We start from the raw sequence: 22196 nt of genomic DNA, 5'->3' as shown, positions 1-22196 counted from the left end.
ACTTGTGATGACCGTCGAGGGACGAAACCGGTTGTTTCAGCAAGAAGCCGGTCACAACAGACCGGCCCTCGCAGCGAAAATCAGATATCCAGCAGCAGACGAGCCGGATCTTCAAGCAGGTTCTTGATGGTTACCAGGAACGTCACGGCTTCTTTACCGTCGATCAGGCGGTGATCGTAGGACAGCGCCAGGTACATCATCGGACGAATCACGACCTGACCGTTGATCGCCATCGGACGCTGCAGAATGTTGTGCATGCCCAGGATAGCCGCTTGCGGCGGGTTGACGATCGGGGTCGACATCATCGAACCGAATGTACCACCGTTGGTGATGGTGAACGTACCGCCGGTCATCTCTTCGATGGACAGCTTGCCGTCACGGGCCTTCTTGCCGAAGGTAGCGATGCCGCCTTCGATTTCGGCCAGGCTCATCAGTTCGGCGTTACGCAGTACCGGAACCACCAGGCCACGGTCGCTGGAAACAGCAACACCGATATCGGCGTAGCCGTGGTAAACGATGTCGGAACCGTCGATCGACGCGTTGACGGCCGGGAAGCGTTTCAGCGCTTCGGTGGCAGCCTTGACGAAGAACGACATGAAGCCCAGGCGTACGCCGTTATGGGACTTCTCGAACAGGTCCTTGTACTTCGAACGCAGGGCCATGACTTCGGTCATGTCGACTTCGTTGAAGGTGGTCAGCATTGCCATGTTCGACTGGGCTTCTACCAGACGCTTGGCCACGGTAGCGCGAACGCGGGTCATCGGAACGCGTTTTTCAACACGGTCACCGGCCGCGAACACCGGCGCGGCAGCGGCAGGTGTGGCAGGCTTGGCTGGCGCGGCGGCCGGAGCAGCTTTCTTGGCGGCAACGGCGGCAACCACATCTTCCTTGGTCACACGACCACCCTTGCCAGTGCCGGCAACGGAAGCGATGTTGATGCCGTTCTCTTCAGCCAGCTTGCGAGCAGCAGGCGCAGCAACTGGATCGTCTTCGCCAGCGGCGGCTGGTGCGGCGGCCTGGGCGGCAGCCGGTGCAGCAGCCGGTGCAGCAGCCGGAGCAGCAGCAGCACTGCCTTCTTCGATCGAGCCCAGGACCTGGTTCGACAGAACGGTAGCGCCCTCTTCGGCAATGATTGCGCCCAGCACGCCGTCAGCTTCGGCCAATACTTCCAGCACGACCTTGTCGGTCTCGATGTCGACGATCAGGTCGTCACGCTTGACGGCCTCGCCTGGTTTCTTGTGCCAGGTGGCAACGGTGCCATCGGCAACCGATTCCGGGAATGACGGGGCTTTGATTTCGATAGCCATTATCTGTGGGTCCTTAAAATTCGGTTTCAGTCAGCGCGAAGGCGTTAAACAGTGAAGGCATCTTGCAGCAGTTTTTCCTGCTGCTCGGCGTGCATCGACGCATAACCACACGCAGGTGCAGCGGAAGCATCACGGCCGGCATATTCCAGGCCCAGGGCCTTGTTATGGTTGCCGATGCTGCGACGCAGGTGATGCTGGCTGCTGTACCAAGCGCCTTGGTTCATCGGTTCTTCCTGACACCACGCCACATGGGTGAGGTTGGTGTAAGGCGCGATGGCCTCCATCAGGTCTTCTTCCGGGAACGGGTAAAGCTGTTCGACACGCACGATGGCGATGTCTTCGCGGCCTTCGGCACGACGTTTTTCCAGCAGGTCGTAGTAGACCTTACCGCTGCACAAGACCAGGCGAGTCACCTTCGCCGCGTCCTGGGTATCGATCTCCGAAATAACGGTCTGGAAGGAGCCTTCGGCCAGATCCTCGAGCGTAGAGATCGCCAGTTTGTGACGCAGCAGCGACTTCGGAGTCAGCACGATCAGCGGCTTGCGCAGCGGACGGATGACCTGACGACGCAGCAGGTGGTAGATCTGCGCCGGAGTCGTCGGTACGCAGACCTGGACGTTGTGTTCGGCACACAGCTGCAGGTAACGCTCCAGACGTGCCGAAGAGTGCTCCGGCCCCTGCCCTTCATAACCGTGTGGCAACAGCATGGTCAGACCGCAGAGACGGCCCCACTTGTGCTCGCCGCTGGTGATGAACTGGTCGACAACCACCTGGGCACCGTTGGCGAAGTCGCCGAACTGGGCTTCCCAGATCACCAGCGCATTTGGCTCGGTGGTGGAGTAGCCATATTCGAACGCCAGGACGGCCTCTTCGGACAGCAGCGAATCGTACAGGTCGAAACGTGGCTGGCCTTTGTACAGGTGTTGCAGCGGGATGTGGGTGCTGGCGTCTTTCTGGTTGTGCAGCGCCGCGTGGCGGTGCGAGAAAGTACCGCGGCCTACGTCCTGGCCGGTGATGCGAATCGGGTGACCTTCGAACGCCAGGGTCGCGTACGCCATGGTTTCGGCGTAACCCCAGTTGATCGGCAGGCCGCCGGCTTGCATCTTCTGCCGGTCTTCGTAGATTTTCGCGACCTGGCGCTGAACCACGAAGCCTTCCGGAATTTCCAGCAGCTTGGCGGACAGTTCCTGCAGGGTCTTGAGGTCGAAACGAGTGTCGTGACGCGCGGTCCAGGCGTGGCCCAGGTATGGACGCCAGTCCACGAACAGCTCTTTGTTCGGCTCTTTGACCAGGCTTTTTACAACGTGCAGGCCGTTATCCAGGGCATTGCGATATTCATCGACTTTTTCCTGGACGCGCTCGGCATCCAGCACACCGCCCTGGGTCAGGCGCTCGGCATACAGCTCACGGGTGGTGCGCTGCTTGGCGATCTGCTGATACATCAGCGGCTGGGTGCCGCTTGGTTCGTCGGCCTCGTTGTGGCCGCGACGACGGTAGCAGACCAGGTCGATCACCACGTCGCGCTTGTACTGCATGCGGTAGTCGATGGCCAACTGGGTCACGAACAGCACGGCTTCCGGGTCATCGCCATTCACATGGAGAATCGGCGCCTGGATCATCTTCGCAACGTCGGTGCAGTACTCGGTGGAGCGCGAGTCTTCCGGGTTGCTGATGGTGAAGCCGACCTGGTTGTTGATAACCAGGTGGATGGTACCGCCGGTCTTGAAGCCGCGGGTCTGCGACATCTGGAAGGTTTCCATGACCACGCCTTGACCTGCGAACGCAGCGTCACCGTGGATGGAAATCGGCAGGACTTTTTCACCGGTTGGATCGTTGCGACGATCCTGACGGGCACGGACCGAACCCTCGACCACCGGGGAAACGATTTCCAGGTGGGATGGGTTGAAAGCCATGGCCAGGTGCACTTCGCCACCTGTGGTCATCACGTTGGACGAGAAGCCCTGGTGGTATTTCACGTCACCGGAACCCAGCTCGACCTTCTTCTTGCCTTCGAACTCGTCGAACAGCTCGCGCGGGTTCTTGCCAAAGGTGTTGACCAGCACGTTCAGGCGACCACGGTGGGCCATGCCGATGACAACTTCCTTGGTGCCGTAGGAGCCCGAACGCTGGATCAGCTCGTCCAGCAGCGGGATCAGGCTTTCGCCACCTTCCAGGCCGAAACGCTTGGTGCCCGGGTATTTGGTGCCCAGGTACTTTTCCAAGCCTTCGGCGGCAGTGACGCGCTCGAGCAAGTGGCTCTTGATATCGACGGAGTACGTCGGACGACCACGAACGCTTTCCAGACGCTGCTGGAACCACTGGCGCTGCTCGGAATCGACGATGTGCGTAAATTCAGCGCCGATGGTGCGGCAATATGTCTGCTGCAACGCTTCGTGAATTTCGCGTAGGCTCGCTTCCTCTTTGCCGATGAACAGGTCGCCGGCACGGAAGGTCGTATCAAGATCGGCATTGGTCAAGCCGTAGTGAGTGATCGACAGGTCTGCAGGTGCAGGACGCTGCCACAGCCCCAGCGGGTCCAGCTGGGCTGCTTGGTGGCCACGCATCCGGTAGGCCTGGATCAGTCGCAGCACTTCAACTTGCTTCTTCTCGTGCTCGCTGCTCACGCTGCCGGCAGACACCGGTTGAGCGCGGCGCTGGTTCTTTGCCAGCAGCACGAAATGATCGCGAATCGTCGAGTGCGAAACATCAGTGGCAGAGTTACCGTCAGCCGGCAACTTCTGAAAGTAGGTGCGCCATTCTTCTGGCACAGCGTTAGGGTCGTGCAGGTAGAGCTCATAAAGCTCTTCCACATAGGCAGCGTTACCACCGGAAAGGTGGGCACTGTTCCACATGCGCTGCATCACGCTTTCTTGCATGCTTGGTCACCCTCGATTAGGGGAACACCACCGGCAAAAACACCGAGCAAACTTGCAGAAGTCCGAGTGCAGCGACTAAAACAAGCCACTTAGGATCACGCCGATAGTCCGGGTACCAGCCCGGATGCCCCTGCTTGTCTCATTTCTTCAAAATAAGAACTGCCGCTTTGTAAGCGGCTGTTCTGGTTATAGCCGAAACGCGGGTTGAAGCCCGCGCCCTGGCCTTTACGGGTACAACGGTCCTACGGGTACAGCAGCTGAATCACACGCCGCTTTGCAGCAGCATGTTACGAATGTGACCGATGGCCTTAGTCGGGTTCAGGCCTTTTGGACAAACGTTGACGCAGTTCATGATCCCGCGGCAGCGGAATACGCTGAACGGGTCATCCAGCGAAGCCAGGCGCTCGGACGTCTTGGTGTCACGGCTGTCTGCCAGGAAGCGATACGCTTGCAGCAGGGCGGCCGGGCCCAGGAATTTGTCCGGGTTCCACCAGAAGGATGGGCACGAGGTCGAGCAGCAAGCGCACAGGATGCACTCGTACAGACCGTCGAGCTTTTCACGCTCTTCAGGAGTCTGCAGACGTTCGATGGCCGGAGCCGGCGTGTCGTTCTGCAGGAATGGCTTCACCTTCTCGTATTGCTTGTAGAAGATGCTCATATCGACGACCAAGTCACGAATAACCGGCAAACCTGGCAGCGGACGAACGATCAGCTTGTTGCCCTTGACCACGGCAGACAGCGGCGTGATGCAGGCCAGGCCGTTCTTGCCGTTGATGTTCATGCCGTCGGAGCCGCAAACGCCCTCACGGCAAGAGCGACGATAGGAGAAACCCTCGTCCTGCTCTTTGATCAGGGCCAGCACGTCCAGCACCATCAGGTCTTTACCACCGGTATCGACCTGGAAGTCCTGCATGAACGGCGCAGCGTCCTGATCAGGGTTGTAGCGATAAACACTGACTTGCAACATAGCGGTCACCCTCAATAAGTCCGGACTTTTGGTTCGAAAGTCGGAACAGTCTTCGGCGAGAAGTTCACGGCACGCTTGGTGACGCGCTTGTCACCCGGGAAGTACAGGGTGTGGCACAGCCAGTTTTCGTCGTCACGGTCTTCGAAGTCTTCGCGGGCGTGGGCACCACGGGACTCTTTACGCACTTCTGCGGCGATGGCGGTGGCTTCGGCCACTTCCAACAGGTTCTGCAACTCCAGCGCTTCGATACGGGCAGTGTTGAACGCCTGCGACTTATCGTTGATCTTCACGTTGGCGATGCGAGCACGCAGGTCAGCAAGCTGAGCGATACCTTTCTGCATGTACTCGCCAGTACGGAATACACCGAAGTAGTTCTGCATGCAGTTTTGCAACTCGCGACGCAGGGTCGCCACGTCTTCACCTTCGGTACGCTCGTTCAGAGCGGACAGACGCGCCAGGGCGGCTTCGATGTTGGCGTCGGTGGCATCGTCATATTCGATACCGTCGGACAGCGCTTTTTCCAGGTGCAGGCCGGCAGCGCGACCAAAGACCACCAGGTCGAGCAGCGAGTTGCCGCCCAGGCGGTTGGCACCGTGGACCGATACGCAAGCCACTTCACCCACTGCGAACAGGCCAGGGATGATTTCATCCACGCCTTCGCCGTTCTGAGTGATCGCCTGGCCGTGAATGTTGGTGGCAACGCCGCCCATCATATAGTGGCAGGTTGGAACCACTGGAACCGGCGCGACGACCGGGTCGACGTGAGCGAAGGTCTTGGACAGCTCGCAAATGCCTGGCAGGCGGCTGTGAAGCACTTCCTCGCCCAGGTGGTCGAGCTTGAGCATCACGTGGTCGCCATCGGGGCCACAGCCGTTGCCGGCAATGATCTCTTTAACCATCGAACGAGCCACAACGTCACGACCGGCAAGGTCCTTGGCGTTCGGAGCATAACGCTCCATGAAACGCTCGCCGTGCTTGTTGATCAGGTAACCACCTTCACCACGGCAACCTTCGGTCACCAGTACACCGGCCCCGGCGATGCCGGTTGGGTGGAACTGCCACATTTCGATGTCTTGCACCGGCACGCCAGCACGCAGAGCCATGCCGACGCCGTCACCGGTGTTGATCAGGGCGTTGGTGGTGGATGCGTAGATACGGCCCGCACCGCCAGTCGCCAGCACGGTGGCCTTGGCGCGGATGTAGGTGGTTTCGCCGGTTTCGATGCAGATCGCGATCACGCCGACAAAGGCACCGTCCTGGTTCTTCACCAGGTCAACGGCGTAGTACTCGTTCAGGAACGTGGTACCGGCCTTCAGGTTGCCCTGGTACAGGGTGTGCAGCAGCGCGTGACCGGTACGGTCCGACGCCGCGCAAGTACGCGCAGCCTGGCCGCCCTTGCCGTAGTCCTTGGACTGGCCACCGAACGGACGCTGATAGATACGACCTTGCTCGGTACGCGAGAATGGCATACCCATGTGATCCAGCTCGAACACCGCGGCCGGGCCTTCCTGACACATGTATTCGATAGCGTCCTGGTCACCTATGTAGTCGGAACCCTTGACGGTATCGTACATGTGCCAGCGCCAGTCATCGTTCGGGTCGGCCGAAGCGATGGCGCAAGTGATGCCGCCCTGGGCGGAAACAGTGTGCGAGCGTGTCGGAAAAACCTTGGTGATCACGGCAGTCTTGTGACCGCCCTGCGCCAGTTGCAGCGCCGCGCGCATGCCGGCACCGCCACCACCAATAATGATGGCGTCGAAAGAAATCGTTGGAATGTTAGCCATGAATCAGATACCCCAGAGAATCTGCACACCCCAGACGAAGTAAGCGAACATCGCAACGCCGCATACTGCCTGGAAGAGGAAACGTACGGCAGTCGCCGACTTGCCAAATGCCATTGGCGTCAGGTAGTCGGTTGCGATGGTCCACATGCCGACCCAGGCGTGAGCGCCCAGTGCGACAAGTGCCAGCAGACTGAAGATACGCATCCAGTTGCTTGCGAACAGTTCATGCCATTGGGCATAGCCCAGGCCTGGGTTTGCTACAACATATCCGATCAGGAAAATGAAGTAAGCCGCGAGAACGACCGCAGACACACGCTGCGCCATCCAGTCATAGAGGCCCGAACGCGAAAGGTTCGTGACGTTGGTTACCATATCCAGACTCCTGCCAGAACGATCAACACCGCAGACACGGCGATAATGATTTTTGAGCCCAGCTTGCCGCCTTCCAGCGTCTCACCGATGCCCATGTCCATGATCAAGTGGCGCACACCGGCGACCAAGTGATACAGCAAGGCGGACAGGATGCCCCAAATCACTAGCTTGGCTAGCGGACTGGTCAGACACGCCTTCACCTGACCGAAGCCTTCTTCCGAATCGAGCGACTTGTCCAATGCATAAAGCATGATGGCCAGGCTGACGAAGAGGATGACACCGGAAATACGGTGAAGAATGGACGTGTAAGCAGTGACTGGGAGTTTGATGGTCCTTAGGTCTAGGTTTACAGGTCGTTGGCTTTTCACGGCTTTTTTTTCACACTGAAGAGCCCCTAACAATCAGGGCAAAGTTGTTGGGGCGCGCACTGGTCAGGTACTCACCACCCAGGGAGTGACGACCCCCAAGAAAGCAGGCCCAAAAGCCCCTGGCGGTCGGTGGCCGAGTATAGACAGTTAGGCTACTAATGACAACGCGTTCACCTTCCCCTAATAGCGCATTGCACATATGAAGCAAAAGGCGTAAACGGCAGGTAATTTCGCGGAAAAAGTCCGGTTAAAGCCTTCTGGAGCAAGACTTTAGGCAAATTGACATTCGGATTTATCTCACTATAGTGGTGCGGGCCCTGCGTGGGGGGTCTGTCTGATGATTCCAAGCATTAATAGGAGGCCACATGGCTGACAAAAAAGCGCAGTTGATCATCGAGGGCGCAGCCCCCGTCGAGCTGCCCATTTTAACCGGCACCGTTGGTCCCGATGTAATCGACGTACGGGGCCTGACGGCCACGGGCCGTTTCACCTTCGACCCGGGTTTCATGTCGACCGCCTCATGCGAGTCGAAAATCACCTATATCGACGGCGACAACGGCATCCTGCTGCACCGCGGCTACCCGATCGAGCAACTGGCCGAAAAATCGGACTACCTGGAAACCTGCTACCTGCTGCTCAATGGCGAGCTGCCGACCACAGAGCAAAAGGCCCAGTTCGTCAGCACCGTGAAGAACCACACCATGGTTCACGAGCAGTTGAAGACTTTCTTCAACGGCTTCCGTCGCGATGCCCACCCGATGGCTGTCATGTGCGGCGTTGTCGGCGCCCTATCGGCCTTCTACCACGACTCCCTGGACATCAATAACCCCCAGCATCGCGAAATCTCCGCGATTCGCCTGGTGGCGAAGATGCCAACCCTGGCAGCCATGGTCTACAAGTACTCCATGGGTCAGCCCATGATGTACCCGCGCAACGACCTGACCTATGCAGAGAACTTCCTGCATATGATGTTCAACACCCCGTGCGAGATCAAACCGATCAGCCCGGTGCTCGCCAAGGCCATGGACCGGATCTTCATCCTCCATGCCGACCACGAGCAGAACGCCTCCACGTCTACCGTGCGCCTGGCCGGCTCCTCGGGTGCCAACCCGTTCGCTTGTATCGCTGCCGGTATCGCCGCACTCTGGGGCCCTGCCCACGGCGGCGCGAACGAAGCGGTACTGACCATGCTCGATGAAATCGGCGATGTCTCGAACATCGACAAGTTCATCGCCAAGGCCAAGGACAAGAACGATCCATTCAAGCTGATGGGCTTCGGTCACCGGGTCTACAAGAACCGCGACCCGCGCGCCACCGTCATGAAGCAGACCTGCGACGAAGTACTCAAGGAACTGGGGATCAAGAACGATCCGCAACTCGAACTGGCCATGCGCCTGGAAGAGATCGCCCTCACCGACCCGTACTTCATCGAGCGCTCGCTGTACCCGAACGTCGACTTCTACTCGGGGATCATCCTCAAGGCGATCGGCATTCCAACCAGCATGTTCACCGTGATCTTCGCCCTGGCGCGGACCGTGGGCTGGATCTCCCACTGGAAGGAAATGCTCTCCAGCCCGTACAAGATCGGCCGCCCGCGCCAGTTGTACACCGGCTACGAGTCGCGTGATATCACCCAGCTGGAAGACCGCAAGTAAGCCCTGCCCTTGCGATAGGTACCAAGCCGCACCGAAACAGCCCCTGCTTCTTATATAAGAACAGGGGCTGTTTTGTTTATGCCCTCTTTGATATCTGCGGCGACTGGTCCGACACCTTCGCGAGCAAGCTCGCACACATTGGACCCTGTGTATGACGCAAATCCTCTGTGGGAGCGTAATACCGCTCACTTAAGAAAACGGCGCTTTTCCGAGGGAGCGCCGTTTTCTTTGGGGTTGGGTTGAGTTGGATTGGGTACATATCCGTTGCTGCGGTAACGGATATACACCCTTACCCCAATCCACAGCCTTACGTGAACAGCATTACCTGTGGGAGCGGGCTTGCTCGCGAAGACGTCATCACTCGAACCGCAGTTATCGCACACAAAAAAAATACCCCGGCCTCTCGACCGGGGTATTTCTTCAAACACAACGCTTTAACTTGAAGCTTTCACCTTGCAGCGGCTGTTAGTGGCTAACCGCCCCACTCGCCCCCAGCCCCGTCTGCGAACGCACGAACTGCGGGAAGAACAGCGCCCGCTCGTTCACACCTTCAGCCGACTTGTCGGTGATGGAGAAGAACCAGATGCCGACGAAGGCAATGGCCATCGAGAACAGCGCAGGGTATTCATACGGGAAGATCGCTTTCTCGTGACCCATGATCTGCACCCAGATGGTCGGACCCAGCACCATCAAGCCCACGGCACTGACCAGGCCCAGCCAGCCGCCAATCATGGCGCCACGAGTGGTCAGCTTCTTCCAGTACATCGAAAGCAGCAGTACTGGGAAGTTGCAGCTCGCCGCGATGGAGAACGCCAAGCCCACCATGAACGCGATGTTCTGCTTCTCGAACAAGATACCCAGGCCGATCGCCAGCACCGCCAGGGCAATGGTGGTGATCTTCGACACGCGGATCTCATCCTTCTCGTTGGCCTTGCCTTTCTTGATCACGCTGGCATACAGGTCATGAGACACCGCCGAGGCACCGGCCAGGGTCAGGCCAGCGACGACCGCCAGGATGGTGGCAAAGGCTACCGCCGAGATGAAGCCCAGGAAGATACTGCCGCCCACAGCGTTAGCCAGGTGCACCGCCGCCATGTTGTTGCCGCCGAGCAAGGCACCTGCCGCGTCCTTGAAGGCCGGGTTGGTGCTGACCAACAGGATCGCGCCGAAGCCGATGATGAAGGTCAGGATGTAGAAGTAACCGATGAAACCGGTGGCATACAGGACGCTCTTGCGCGCTTCCTTGGCGTCACTGACGGTGAAGAAGCGCATCAGGATGTGTGGCAGGCCAGCAGTACCGAACATCAACGCCAAGCCCAGGGAGAACGCCGAGACCGGATCCTTGACCAGGCCACCAGGGCTCATGATCGCCTCACCCTTGGCGTGAACCTTGACCGCCTCGGAGAACAGCATGTTGAAGTCGAAGTTAACGTGCTTCATGACCATCAGGGCCATGAACGAAGCACCCGACAGCAACAGCACCGCCTTGATGATCTGTACCCAGGTGGTGGCCAGCATGCCGCCGAACAGCACATAGAGGCACATCAGGATACCCACCATGACCACCGCGACGTGATAGTCCAAGCCGAACAGCAGCTGGATCAGCTTGCCAGCACCGACCATTTGCGCGATCAGGTAGAACGCCACCACCACCAGCGAGCCGCAGGCGGACAGACTGCGGATCTGGGTTTGCCCCAAGCGATAGGACGCCACGTCGGCAAAGGTGTATTTACCCAGGTTACGCAGGCGCTCGGCAATCAGGAACAGGATGATCGGCCAGCCCACCAGGAAGCCGATGGAGTAGATCAAGCCATCGTAGCCAGAGGTGAACACCAGCGCGGAAATCCCCAGGAAGGACGCCGCCGACATATAGTCGCCCGCGATGGCCAAGCCGTTCTGGAAGCCGGTGATCTTGCCGCCGGCCGCATAGTAGTCAGCCGCCGAGTTGTTTTTCTTGGACGCCCAGTAGGTGATATATAAAGTCGCGCCGACGAAGGCCACGAACATCAGGATCGCCGCGACGTTGAGGGGTTGTTTCTGCACGGCACCGGTCAGGGCTTCAGCCGCCCAGGCGCCCGGGGCGAACGCTGCGATGCTCAATAGAGCCAGTAGACGCCGGATCATTGCTGAGCCTCCTTGAGAATCGCATTGTTCAGGTCGTCGAATTCGCCGTTGGCGCGCCGTACGTAGATACCCGTCAGGATGAAGGCCGAGAGGATCAGGCCGACACCGATGGGAATGCCCCAGGTGATAGTGGACTCAGGCGAGATCTTGGCCCCGAGAATGTGTGGCCCGTAGGCGATCAGAAGAATGAAGCCGGAATACAGCCCAAGCATGATCGCCGAGAGAATCCAGGCGAACTTTTCCCTTTTTCTCACCAGCTCCTTGAAGCGGGGGCTGTTTTGAATAGAGAGGTAAATGCTGTCGTTCATTGTTTTTATCCTCGCAGCACAGATTTAATTTGAACGACCCTACTCTATGCGGCTCAAGGCCAGGTTCCAGACGACCTTAGTATTAGAACGACATGACGGTGTTGCCCGTTTCCCGGACATTTTCGCAATAGCCCGCTCCCACAGGGTTTTGTACAAGACTAAGGATCTGCACGCACAAAAAAACCGCATGACACAAAGCCACGCGGTTTTTCGGAACAGCTACACCAGGCCGATTACTTGCCGGTCCACTCCTTCACGCGGTCTGGGTGCTTGGCAACCCAATCCTTGGCGGCGGCGTCAGGCTTGGCGCCTTCCTGGATCGCCAGCATGACTTCGCCGATCTCGTCTTTCGAAGACCATTGGAATTTCTTCAGGAACGCGACCACTTCCGGCGCCTTGGCCTCCAGTTCCTTGCTGCCGACGCTGTTCACGGTTTCAGCCGCGCCGTAGACGCCTTTCGGGTCTTCCAGGAAGCGCAGTTTCCACTTGGCGAACATCCAGTGCGGCACCCAACCGGTGACGGCGATGGATTCGTTTTTCTTCTCGGCACGGGTCAGCTCGGCAATCATGCCGGCACCGGAACTGGCCTTGAGTTGATAACCGGTCAGGTCGTAGTCCTTGATGGCCTGTTCGGTCTTGAGCATTACGCCTGAACCGGCGTCGATGCCGACGATGCGCTTCTTGAAGGAGTCGTCGGTTTTCAGATCCTCGAGCGACTTGGCCTTGACGTACTCCGGCACGATCAGGCCGATTTTTGCGTCCTTGAAGTTGGGGCCGTAGTCGACCACCTGGTCCTTGTTCTTCGTCCAATAGTCGCCGTGAGTCACCGGCAGCCAGGCCGAGAGCATCGCGTCGAGTTTACCGGTGGCCACGCCCTGCCACATGATCCCGGTCGCGACCGCTTGCAGCTTCACATTGTAGCCAAGCTTCTGCTGGATGACTTCGGCGGCCACGTGAGTGGTCGCGACGCTGTCGGACCAGCCATCAACGTAACCGATGCTCAAGGTTTTGTTTTCGGCGCTGGCCAGGGTGGAGCTGATCGCCAGTACCAGTGCGGCACCTGCGCCCAAGAGTCGTCGCATCTTCATCGTTACTTCCCCGAAAGTGCTGCGCCCGACGGATGTCGAGCAGCGTCAACGTATTGTTATGGTGCTCAGCGCCCCCATCACGCTCGCCTGCCAACCGGTTCGCACGCCAGTGGAGTACTGACTCGTTGATCATCAACCTGCGCCGATCCGGAACCTTCTCTGTCTACGACGTCGAGGCAACGAGAAACGACATCAGAACGCCAGCTCCCAGTTCCGGGCACCTGGATCACCGCCACACGTGAGATTTTGCGGGCAAATCGACAAGCGCCAGATAACTAGCCGCCAGCGCACACGAACGTGTATCGTCCCGCTAGTATCGCGCCCCGTTCGTGCCTGTTTTGCGCCCATCGTGGCACTTGGCTCTGCTTCGGTGGTCATAGCCTGCGAACCTCATTCGGCACCTTCCTCTAAGGGATCCAGTCATGCTTCGTTCCTTGCGCTTCGCTGCCCTTCTTGGCGGACTTATCCTGAGTGCGTCCGCGCTGGCGGCAGATATTGACGCTGCCAGCTATGGCTACCCCTTGACCAACCCGTTCGAGGCGACCATCGCCACCACGCCACCGGACCTGCGTCCGGAGTTGCCGCTGATCGAAGACATCAACCAGGCAGACCACACCCTGACCCTGCGCCCGGAACGCGAGTTCATCCTGCCGGACAACTTCTGGCCGGTGAAAAGCCTCACCTACCGCATGGCCACCCAGGACAAACCCGCGCCGCTGATCTTCCTCATCGCCGGCACCGGTGCGCGCTTTGACAGTAGCATTAATGAATACCTCAAGCGCCTCTACTACAAGGCCGGCTACCACGTGGTGCAGTTGTCATCGCCCACCAGCTTCGACTTCATGAGCGCCGCTTCGCGCTTCGCCACGCCAGGCATTTCCAAGGAAGACGCCGAAGACATGTACCGCGTGATGCAGGCCGTGCGCGCGCAGAACCCCAAGCTGCCGGTGACCGAGTATTACCTGACCGGTTATAGCCTCGGTGCCCTGGACGCGGCCTTCGTTGCACACCTGGACGAGACCCGGCGCAGCTTCAATTTCAAGAAGGTGCTGCTGCTGAACCCGCCGGTGAACCTCTACACCTCGATCACCAACCTGGACAAACTGGTCCAGACCGAGGTCAAGGGCATCAACAACACCACCACCTTCTATGAACTGGTGCTGAACAAGCTGACCCGCTACTTCCAGCAAAAAGGCTACATCGACCTCAACGATGCCCTGCTCTACGACTTCCAGCAGTCCAAGCAACACCTGAGCAACGAGCAGATGGCCATGTTGATCGGCACCACGTTCCGTTTCTCGGCCGCCGACATCGCGTTCACCTCGGACCTGATCAACCGACGCGGCTTGATCATCCCGCCCAAGTTCCCGATTACCGAAAGCACCAGCCTGACGCCGTTCCTCAAACGTGCGCTGCAATGCGATTTCGACTGTTACCTCACCGAGCAGGTGATCCCCATGTGGCGCGCGCGCACTGACGGCGGCAGCCTGCTGCAACTGGTCGACCAGGTCAGCCTGTACGCGCTGAAAGATTACCTGCACGACAGCCCGAAGATTGCCGTCATGCACAATGCCGACGACGTCATTCTCGGCCCGGGCGACCTGGGCTTCCTGCGCAAGACCTTTGGCGATCGCCTGACGGTTTATCCACTGGGCGGCCACTGCGGCAACCTTAACTACCGCGTCAACAGCGACGCCATGCTGGAGTTCTTCCGTGGCTAAATATCTGCTGCTTATCGCTGCGTTAATGAGTGCGGGCATGGTCCACGCCGACAACAGCAAAGCCAATGCACCGGTGGTGGTGGATTCGGACGGTTTCAAGGAACCGCTGACCAAACTCAAGTTCAACCCGGGCCTGGACCAGCGTGAGTTCGAGCGCTCGACCCTCAACGCCCTGAACGTCTATGACCCGCTGGAATCCTGGAACCGCCGCGTCTACCACTTCAACTACCGCTTCGACCAATGGGTCTTCCTGCCCGTCGTCGATGGCTATCGCTACGTTACCCCCGGCTTCGTGCGCACCGGCGTCAGCAACTTCTTCAACAACCTGGGGGACGTGCCGAACCTGATGAACAGCCTGCTGCAATTCAAGGGCAAGCGTTCGATGGAAACCACGGCGCGCCTGTTGCTCAACACCACCGTCGGCATCGCCGGCCTGTGGGACCCGGCCACGGCCATGGGCCTGCCGCGCCAGAGCGAAGATTTCGGCCAGACCCTGGGCTTCTACGGCGTGCCCGGCGGCGCGTATTTCGTATTGCCAATCTTCGGCCCGTCGAACCTGCGCGACACCTCAGGCTTGCTGGTGGACTATACGGCCGAATCGGCGATCAACTACCTGAACGTCTCTGAAGTCAGTTCCAACCACCCAGAGTTGCTGCTTCTGCGCGGCGTCGACAAACGCCACCAGACCAGTTTCCGCTATGGGCAACTGAACTCACCGTTCGAGTATGAGAAGGTGCGCTACGTGTACTCCGAGTCTCGCAAGTTGCAGATTGCCGAGTAATCCTTAAAGCCAACACGTCCGCATGCGGCGTGTTGGCGGCAGTCGCCTTGCGGGCCACAGCCCTTGGTTGTGGCTCGGCAGCCTATTCGAGGAACACCATGTATTCATTGATTGCTTCGGACCTGGACGGAACCTTGCTCTTGCCCGGCGATACGCTGGGCAACTACACCCGGACGGTGATGCGACACCTTTACGATGCCGGCCTGCATGTGGTGTTGGCAACGGGCCGCCAACAGGCCGACGTCGAGACGTTGCTCGACGACAGTTCGCCTCCCTTGCACCTGATCACCTCCAACGGTGCCAGGATCAGCAGCGCCTGTGGCGGATTGATGCGTTGCCAAGCGCTGCCTGACGACGTTGTCCAGGGGCTGATTGAAGAAACCCGCCACATCCCTGACCTGATCATCAACCTGTACGGTCCGTGCGGCTGGTTAATCGGCTGCGAGCATGATGTCAGCGACTTCAACCGCAACCCGCATTTCCAACCGACCGTGATCCGACCCGAGTCGTGGCCTACGGAAAACGTCGAAAAGGTGTTTTTCTTTCAGAAGGAAAAAGATCACCAGGTTTTACTGGCTTTGCAGAAGCGGCTGGAGCGGCGATTCGCCAACCGCATCAGCACGGTGTTCTCGTTTACCTGGTGCCTGGAAGTGATGGCCAGCGACGTTTGCAAGGGGCACGCCCTGAAACAGCTGGCCGCGTTTCTTGATGTCCCCATTGGCGCCTGCATCGCCTTTGGGGACGGCATGAATGACCTTGGCATGCTCTCAGTTGCAGGCAAAGCGGTCATCATGGCAACCGCTCATCAAGACGTGACCCAGGCGCTGCCCGATGCTCAGATCATTGGCGCCTGCAGTGACGAAGCCGTGGCCCGATACCTCTCGAAGCATGTGCTGGTGCCGATTCACTCGGTCGCGCAATCCTGAGGTTCAGGCTCGTACCGCTTTCCAAAGCTTGGCCACGGCCATGACGCCCAGCAACACCACGCCACCGGCGACAATACCCGCCACCGCATTGAGCAGCATCGGCACGATAAACCCGACACCGCCGGCGCTGGCCGTCACGCTTTCGATCCAGTGGTGCACCACCGGCACGCCGTGGGTGAGAATGCCACCGCCCACCAGGAACATCGCCGCCGTGCCGATCACCGACAGGCTTTTCATCATGTAGGGCGCAGCACTCAGGATGGCGCCGCCGATGCTTTTGGCGGCCTGCCCCGGCTTCTGGGTCAACCAGAGCCCCAGGTCATCGAGCTTGACGATCCCGGCCACCAGACCATAGACGCCAATGGTCATGACGATGGCGATGCCCGACAGCACGATCACTTGCTGGGTCAGCGCTGCATCGGCGACGGTGCCGAGGGTGATGGCGATGATTTCCGCCGAGAGGATGAAGTCGGTGCGTACCGCGCCCTTGATCTTGTCCTTTTCAAAGGCCACCAGATCGACCGCCGGATCCGCCACGGCCTCGACCAATTGCGCATGTTCCGCCTGGTCTTCGGCCGGACTATGAAGGAACTTGTGGGCCAGTTTTTCGAACCCTTCGAAACACAAATAAGCACCACCCGCCATCAACAACGGCGTCACCAACCAAGGGACGAAGGCGCTGATCGCCAGCGCCGATGGCACCAGGATCAACTTATTGAGGAACGACCCCTTGGCCACCGCCCACACCACGGGCAGTTCCCGCTCGGCACGCACACCTGACACCTGCTGGGCATTGAGCGCCAAGTCATCGCCAAGCACGCCGGCGGTTTTCTTGGCGGCCACTTTGGTCATCAGCGCAACATCGTCGAGCACAGTGGCGATATCGTCGATCAGTACCAGCAAACTGCTTCCGGCCATGGAGGGGCTCCTTCAATAATAATGCCGCGCAGCATACCGCGAGCCGCAGCGCCTTGGGCATTCTTGAGCGCCGCGCGAGGCCGGTGCTACCATGCGCCACCGCCAGAACAGGCAAGGAACCCCTGGGTTTATGAGCACAATCCGCGAGCGCAACAAAGAACTGATCCTGCGTGCCGCCAGCGAAGAGTTTGCCGACAAGGGCTTCGCCGCGACCAAGACCAGCGACATCGCGGCCAAGGCAGGCCTGCCCAAACCCAACGTCTACTACTACTTCAAATCCAAGGAAAACCTCTACCGCGAGGTGCTGGAAAGCATCATCGAGCCGATTCTCCAGGCTTCGACACCGTTCAATGCCGACGGCGTGCCCGGCGAGGTGCTGAGCCACTACATCCGTTCCAAAATCCGCATCTCCCGCGACCTGCCCTTCGCCTCGAAAGTCTTCGCCAGCGAAATCATGCACGGCGCCCCCCACTTGAGCCCCGACCTGGTGGACCAACTCAACGCCCAGGCCCGGCATAACATCGACTGCATCCAAACCTGGATCGACCGCGGCCAAATCGCCCCCATCGACCCCAACCACCTGATGTTCAGCATCTGGGCCGCCACCCAGACCTATGCCGATTTCGACTGGCAGATCAGCGCCGTGACCGGCAAGGCCAAGCTCGATGAGGCGGATTACGAAGCGGCGGCGCAGACGATTATTCGGTTGGTGTTGAAGGGGTGTGAGGTGGATCGCTAGGCTCAGGACCGAGTCGCCGCCTTCGCGAGCAGGCTCGCTCCCACAGGGTTTGCGGTGAATACAGATTCTGCGAGCAACCTGAATTCCTTGTGGGAGCGAGCCTGCTCGCGAAAGCGGCAACTGGATTTCAAGTCAAAGCCAAATGGCATCCCACAGCGGATAGTCGCCAAGCCGCTTCACCAGACCTGCCCGCAAAGGGTTAGCGACAACATAGCGCGCCATTATCTTCAGATCTTCTTCTCGCCGCAGCGCTCGGTCATGAAATCCTTGCTGCCAAAGGCTAACTTTATTGTCCAGGCGCAGATTTACAGTCTTGGTACTCAATGATTTGGTCCTTTGCATCAACGCACTCAGAGATCCCCTGCGCAACTCGATCAACCAATGGAAATGATCCGGCATAACAACCCAGGCCAGTGAGTCGGCCCGGCCTTGTTCCTGAGCTTTTCGAAATTGCTCAACGACCAGTCTACCCAGGACAACGTCCTTAAAAACTGGTGCGCGGCCAAATGTGTTGGTGGACAGTAAATAGATCCGGCTGGATTCGGCATAGCGGCCGAGGCGCAGTCTATGTGAAGCAGGTGAACCAGGCATTCCTTGCCCCTTTGATGATTGAGTCATAAAGAAGGCTAGACCCGTGAATGCCTGGATGGGAGGCAGACTTTTAGCTGGATGTGTCTGCAAGATTGCTATCGCGAGCAGGCTCGCTCCCACAGTGTGGATTTGCAGTGTTTGCAGAACGTGCGCCACCGCCGCCCTCTTGTCAGAGCGAGTCTGCTCGCGATAGCAAAGGCTCAGTCAGTACAAATCAAGCCCCCACATCCGCCCTCAACCGCAGCGCCTCCACCGCCCTGACCGCCACCTGCTCATCCACATCCGAAACATCACCACTGACACCAATCGCCCCCAGCACCTTCCCGTCCTGATCCCTGATCAACACCCCACCCGGTGCCGGTACGACGCTTCCCTGTCCCAACCCGTTCAATGCCGCGAAAAACGCCGGGCGTTGCTGGGCATCCTGAGCGAGCAGGCGCGAGCCTTTGCCCAGGGCGATGGCCCCCCAGGCCTTGCCGATGGCGATCTGCGGGCGAAGTAGGCTGGCGCCGTCCTCGCGCTGCAAGGCAATCAGGTGTCCACCGCTGTCCAGGACCGCGACGGTCAAGGGCGCTGCGCTGATTTCACGACCGGTGGCAAGGGCATGCTCGGCCAGGTTGACGGCGATTTTCAAGGTTAGAACGCTCATGGGTGCTGTCCTTCTTTTGTTATGGGAAAGCCATGCGGGCTTCACTTTCAGCAAAACCGAATCCAACAAATAGAACACAACACTATTTGTTTTTGTATACAAAAATTCCCACAAATCACCTTTAGCGACAAAAAGCCGCAGCAAAACCAGGCCTTCCGACGAATGAAACAGGTGCTTGAGGAAAGGGATTGACCTGCGTCGCTCGCCGTGAATACACTCTGCGCAAAGCCACTTGTATACAATTACAAAACGTAAGAGGCACAAAATCATGAGCAAAATGAGAGCAATCGAAGCCGCCGTTCTGGTAATGCGCCGTGAAGGCGTGGACACGGCCTTCGGCATCCCGGGTGCAGCGATCAACCCGCTGTACTCCGCCCTGCAGAAGGTGGGTGGCATCGATCACGTCCTCGCTCGCCACGTTGAAGGCGCCTCGCACATGGCCGAGGGCTACACCCGGACCCAGGCCGGCAATATCGGTGTGTGCATCGGCACCTCAGGCCCGGCTGGCACCGACATGGTGACCGGGCTCTATAGCGCTTCGGCCGATTCGATCCCGATTCTGTGCATCACCGGCCAAGCGCCCCGCGCCCGCATGCACAAAGAAGACTTCCAGGCTGTGGATATCACCAGCATCGTCAAACCCGTGACCAAGTGGGCAACCACCGTACTGGAGCCGGGCCAGGTGCCGTATGCCTTCCAAAAGGCGTTCTTTGAGATGCGTTCCGGCCGTCCGGGCCCGGTGCTGATCGACCTGCCGTTCGACGTGCAGATGGCCGAGATCGAATTCGACATCGACGCCTACCAACCACTGCCCCTGGCCAAACCCGCGGCCAACCGCGTGCAGATCGAAAAAGCCCTGGCGATGCTCAATCAGGCTGAGCATCCATTGCTGGTGGCCGGCGGCGGCATCATCAACGCCGATGCCAGCGACCTGCTGGTGGAGTTCGCCGAGCTGACCGGCATCCCCGTCATCCCCACCTTGATGGGCTGGGGCACCATTCCCGACGATCATCCGCTGATGGTCGGCATGGTCGGCCTGCAAACCTCCCATCGCTATGGCAATGCCACCTTGCTCAAGTCGGACGTGGTGCTCGGCATCGGCAACCGCTGGGCCAACCGTCACACCGGTTCGGTGGACGTCTATACCGAAGACCGCACATTCATTCACGTGGACATCGAGCCGACCCAGATCGGCCGGGTGTTCACCCCCGACCTGGGTATCGTCTCCGATGCCGCCTCGGCCCTGACGGTGTTCATCGAAGTGGCCCGTGAATGGCAAGCCGCCGGCAAGCTGAAAAACCGCAGCGCCTGGCTGCAAGACTGCCAGCAGCGCAAGGCCAGCCTGCAACGCAAGACCCACTTCGACAACGTGCCAGTCAAACCACAACGGGTGTACGAAGAAATGAACCAGGTGTTCGGCAAGGACACCTGCTACGTCAGCACCATCGGCCTGTCACAGATCGCCGGGGCGCAGTTCCTCCACGTCTACAAGCCACGCCACTGGATCAACTGCGGCCAGGCGGGCCCTTTGGGTTGGACCATTCCGGCCGCGCTGGGGGTGGTCAAGGCCGATCCAAGCCGCAAGGTCGTGGCGCTGTCGGGCGACTATGATTTCCAATTCATGATTGAAGAGTTGGCGGTGGGCGCGCAGTTCAAGCTGCCCTACATCCATGTGGTGGTGAACAACTCCTACCTGGGCCTGATTCGCCAGGCCCAGCGCGGGTTCGACATGGACTACTGCGTGCAGCTGTCCTTCGACAACCTCAACGCCCCGGAACTCAACGGTTACGGCGTGGACCACGTTGCCGTGGCCGAAGGCCTGGGGTGCAAGGCGCTGCGGGTGTTCGAACCGGCCGGCATCCAACCGGCCCTGCGCCAGGCCCAAGCGATGATCGAGGAGTTCAGGGTGCCGGTGATCGTCGAGATCATCCTGGAGCGGGTGACCAACATTTCCATGGGCACCGAGATCAACGCCGTCAATGAGTTTGAAGATCTGGCGCTGGTCGGCAACGATGCGCCGACCGCCATTTCGCTACTCGACTGAACTGACGGTTGCTTTACCTGGAGCTGCCGAAGGCTGCGATCTTTTGATCTTTCGCTTAAATCTTAAATGTCGATAGAAAGATCGCAGCCTCGCTTCGCTCGACAGCTCCTACGGGTCAGGGCGCCATTTAATTTATAGCAGGAGACCACCATGCCGCGTTTCGCCGCCAACTTGTCCATGCTCTTCACCGAGCAGGATTTCCTCGCCCGTTTCGAAGCCGCCGCCAAGGCCGGTTTCAGTGGCGTCGAATACCTGTTCCCCTATGACTACAGCTCCGCCGAACTCAAGGCCTTGCTCGACGCCAACGGCCTGACCCAGGTGCTGTTCAACCTGCCGGCCGGTGACTGGGCCAAAGGTGAGCGCGGCATTGCCTGCCTGCCGGACCGGGTCGAGGAATTCCGCGCCGGTGTCGACCTGGCCATCGCCTACGCCCAGGTACTGGGCAACACCCAGGTCAACTGCCTGGCCGGGATTCGCCCGCAGAACTGTTCTGAAACCCTGGTAGAGAAAACCTTCGTCGCCAACCTGAAATACGCCGCCGAAAAGCTGCAAGCCAACGGCATCAAGCTGCTAATGGAGGCCATCAACACCCGCGACATTCCCGGCTTCTACCTGAACAACACCGCCCAGGCCCTGTCGATCCGCGAGCAAGTGGGCAGCGCCAACCTGTTCCTGCAATACGACATCTACCACATGCAGATCATGGAAGGAGACCTGGCCCGGACCCTGTCGGCGCACCTGGGCGAGATCAACCACGTGCAACTGGCGGACAACCCCGGCCGCAACGAGCCGGGCACGGGCGAGATCAACTATCGCTTCCTGTTCGAACACCTGGACCGCATCGGCTACACGGGCTGGGTCGGCTGCGAATACAAGCCGCTGACCACTACCGAAGCGGGGTTGGGCTGGCTGAAAACCCATAACGCGATCTGACCCACCTTTCCCTGTAGGAGCTGCCGAGTGCAACGAGGCTGCGAT

Annotated in this window: 19 protein-coding genes; 7 read left to right on the top strand and 12 right to left on the bottom strand. The window is 59.3% G+C overall.

Features of this window, described 5'->3' with window-relative positions; genetic code table 11:
- Positions 1 to 80 precede the first annotated feature (80 nt).
- From odhB to sdhC, 6 genes are all read right to left on the bottom strand, one after another.
- Positions 81 to 1307: a 2-oxoglutarate dehydrogenase complex dihydrolipoyllysine-residue succinyltransferase gene (gene odhB, locus AACY42_RS15540; RefSeq protein ID WP_339480613.1), complete on the bottom strand. Its 1227-nt coding sequence runs from the start codon at positions 1305 to 1307 to the stop codon at positions 81 to 83.
- 44 nt (positions 1308 to 1351) lie between these two features.
- Positions 1352 to 4183: a 2-oxoglutarate dehydrogenase E1 component gene (locus AACY42_RS15535; RefSeq protein ID WP_339480610.1), complete on the bottom strand. Its 2832-nt coding sequence runs from the start codon at positions 4181 to 4183 to the stop codon at positions 1352 to 1354.
- A gap of 262 nt (positions 4184 to 4445) precedes the next feature.
- Complete coding sequence (locus AACY42_RS15530) at positions 4446 to 5150, bottom strand: succinate dehydrogenase iron-sulfur subunit (protein ID WP_003204434.1); 705 nt, start codon at positions 5148 to 5150, stop codon at positions 4446 to 4448.
- Positions 5151 to 5161: 11 nt separating this feature from the next.
- Positions 5162 to 6934: a succinate dehydrogenase flavoprotein subunit gene (gene sdhA, locus AACY42_RS15525; protein ID WP_339480607.1), complete on the bottom strand. Its 1773-nt coding sequence runs from the start codon at positions 6932 to 6934 to the stop codon at positions 5162 to 5164.
- 3 nt (positions 6935 to 6937) lie between these two features.
- Positions 6938 to 7306: a succinate dehydrogenase, hydrophobic membrane anchor protein gene (gene sdhD / locus AACY42_RS15520; protein ID WP_041024951.1), complete on the bottom strand. Its 369-nt coding sequence runs from the start codon at positions 7304 to 7306 to the stop codon at positions 6938 to 6940.
- A complete protein-coding gene (gene sdhC, locus AACY42_RS15515; protein WP_003179220.1) occupies positions 7300 to 7674 on the bottom strand; it encodes a succinate dehydrogenase, cytochrome b556 subunit in 375 nt (124 codons plus the stop codon). Before sdhC ends, sdhD begins: the two co-directional genes overlap by 7 nt.
- A 365-nt stretch (positions 7675 to 8039) precedes the next feature.
- Here sdhC and gltA point away from each other — a divergent pair, with 365 nt between their 5' ends.
- Positions 8040 to 9329 (top strand): citrate synthase, encoded by a 1290-nt coding sequence (gltA, locus tag AACY42_RS15510; RefSeq protein WP_339480604.1) that lies wholly within the window; start codon positions 8040 to 8042, stop codon positions 9327 to 9329.
- 465 nt (positions 9330 to 9794) lie between these two features.
- On the opposite strand, the gene AACY42_RS15505 is transcribed toward gltA, so the two are convergent.
- The 3 genes from AACY42_RS15505 to AACY42_RS15495 form a co-directional block, all read right to left on the bottom strand.
- Positions 9795 to 11453, bottom strand: a complete 1659-nt coding sequence (locus AACY42_RS15505; RefSeq protein WP_339480601.1) for a cation acetate symporter — start codon at positions 11451 to 11453, stop codon at positions 9795 to 9797.
- Complete coding sequence (locus tag AACY42_RS15500; protein ID WP_014339591.1) at positions 11450 to 11761, bottom strand: DUF485 domain-containing protein; 312 nt, start codon at positions 11759 to 11761, stop codon at positions 11450 to 11452. Before AACY42_RS15500 ends, AACY42_RS15505 begins: the two co-directional genes overlap by 4 nt.
- A gap of 233 nt (positions 11762 to 11994) precedes the next feature.
- On the bottom strand, positions 11995 to 12849 hold the full coding sequence (locus AACY42_RS15495; RefSeq protein ID WP_339480598.1) for a glycine betaine ABC transporter substrate-binding protein: 855 nt from the start codon (positions 12847 to 12849) through the stop codon (positions 11995 to 11997).
- Between the two features lie 422 nt (positions 12850 to 13271).
- On the opposite strand from AACY42_RS15495, the gene AACY42_RS15490 reads away from it, so the two are divergent.
- The 3 genes from AACY42_RS15490 (at position 13272) to AACY42_RS15480 (ending at position 16277) form a co-directional block, all read left to right on the top strand.
- Entirely contained in the window at positions 13272 to 14570 is a 1299-nt protein-coding gene (locus AACY42_RS15490; protein ID WP_339480595.1) for a serine/threonine protein kinase, read from the top strand.
- Entirely contained in the window at positions 14563 to 15351 is a 789-nt protein-coding gene (locus tag AACY42_RS15485) for an MlaA family lipoprotein (protein ID WP_339480592.1), read from the top strand. Before AACY42_RS15490 ends, AACY42_RS15485 begins: the two co-directional genes overlap by 8 nt.
- Before the next feature lie 98 nt (positions 15352 to 15449).
- Positions 15450 to 16277: an HAD-IIB family hydrolase gene (locus tag AACY42_RS15480; RefSeq protein WP_339480589.1), complete on the top strand. Its 828-nt coding sequence runs from the start codon at positions 15450 to 15452 to the stop codon at positions 16275 to 16277.
- Between the two features lie 3 nt (positions 16278 to 16280).
- On the opposite strand, the gene AACY42_RS15475 is transcribed toward AACY42_RS15480, so the two are convergent.
- Entirely contained in the window at positions 16281 to 17195 is a 915-nt protein-coding gene (locus AACY42_RS15475) for a DUF808 domain-containing protein (protein WP_339480587.1), read from the bottom strand.
- 130 nt (positions 17196 to 17325) lie between these two features.
- Here AACY42_RS15475 and AACY42_RS15470 point away from each other — a divergent pair, with 130 nt between their 5' ends.
- A complete protein-coding gene (locus AACY42_RS15470; protein ID WP_053182288.1) occupies positions 17326 to 17934 on the top strand; it encodes a TetR/AcrR family transcriptional regulator in 609 nt (202 codons plus the stop codon).
- Positions 17935 to 18066: 132 nt separating this feature from the next.
- Here AACY42_RS15470 and AACY42_RS15465 read toward each other — a convergent pair whose 3' ends face one another.
- Both AACY42_RS15465 and AACY42_RS15460 read right to left on the bottom strand, forming a co-directional pair.
- Positions 18067 to 18525, bottom strand: a complete 459-nt coding sequence (locus AACY42_RS15465; protein ID WP_339480584.1) for an REP-associated tyrosine transposase — start codon at positions 18523 to 18525, stop codon at positions 18067 to 18069.
- Between the two features lie 214 nt (positions 18526 to 18739).
- The gene (locus AACY42_RS15460) at positions 18740 to 19174 is read right to left on the bottom strand and encodes a GlcG/HbpS family heme-binding protein (protein WP_339480582.1); all 435 of its coding nucleotides are present in this window, start codon (positions 19172 to 19174) and stop codon (positions 18740 to 18742) included.
- A gap of 268 nt (positions 19175 to 19442) precedes the next feature.
- Here AACY42_RS15460 and gcl point away from each other — a divergent pair, with 268 nt between their 5' ends.
- Both gcl and hyi read left to right on the top strand, forming a co-directional pair.
- Positions 19443 to 21218, top strand: a complete 1776-nt coding sequence (gene gcl / locus AACY42_RS15455) for a glyoxylate carboligase (protein WP_339480580.1) — start codon at positions 19443 to 19445, stop codon at positions 21216 to 21218.
- A gap of 150 nt (positions 21219 to 21368) precedes the next feature.
- Complete coding sequence (hyi, locus tag AACY42_RS15450; RefSeq protein WP_339480578.1) at positions 21369 to 22151, top strand: hydroxypyruvate isomerase; 783 nt, start codon at positions 21369 to 21371, stop codon at positions 22149 to 22151.
- Positions 22152 to 22196: the final 45 nt, after the last annotated feature.

The organism is Pseudomonas sp. RL_5y_Pfl2_73 (genome assembly GCF_963970515.1).
GTDB lineage: Bacteria > Pseudomonadota > Gammaproteobacteria > Pseudomonadales > Pseudomonadaceae > Aquipseudomonas.
Note: the sequence above shows the minus strand (reverse complement) of the source record. Positions and strands in the feature narration are given on the sequence as shown.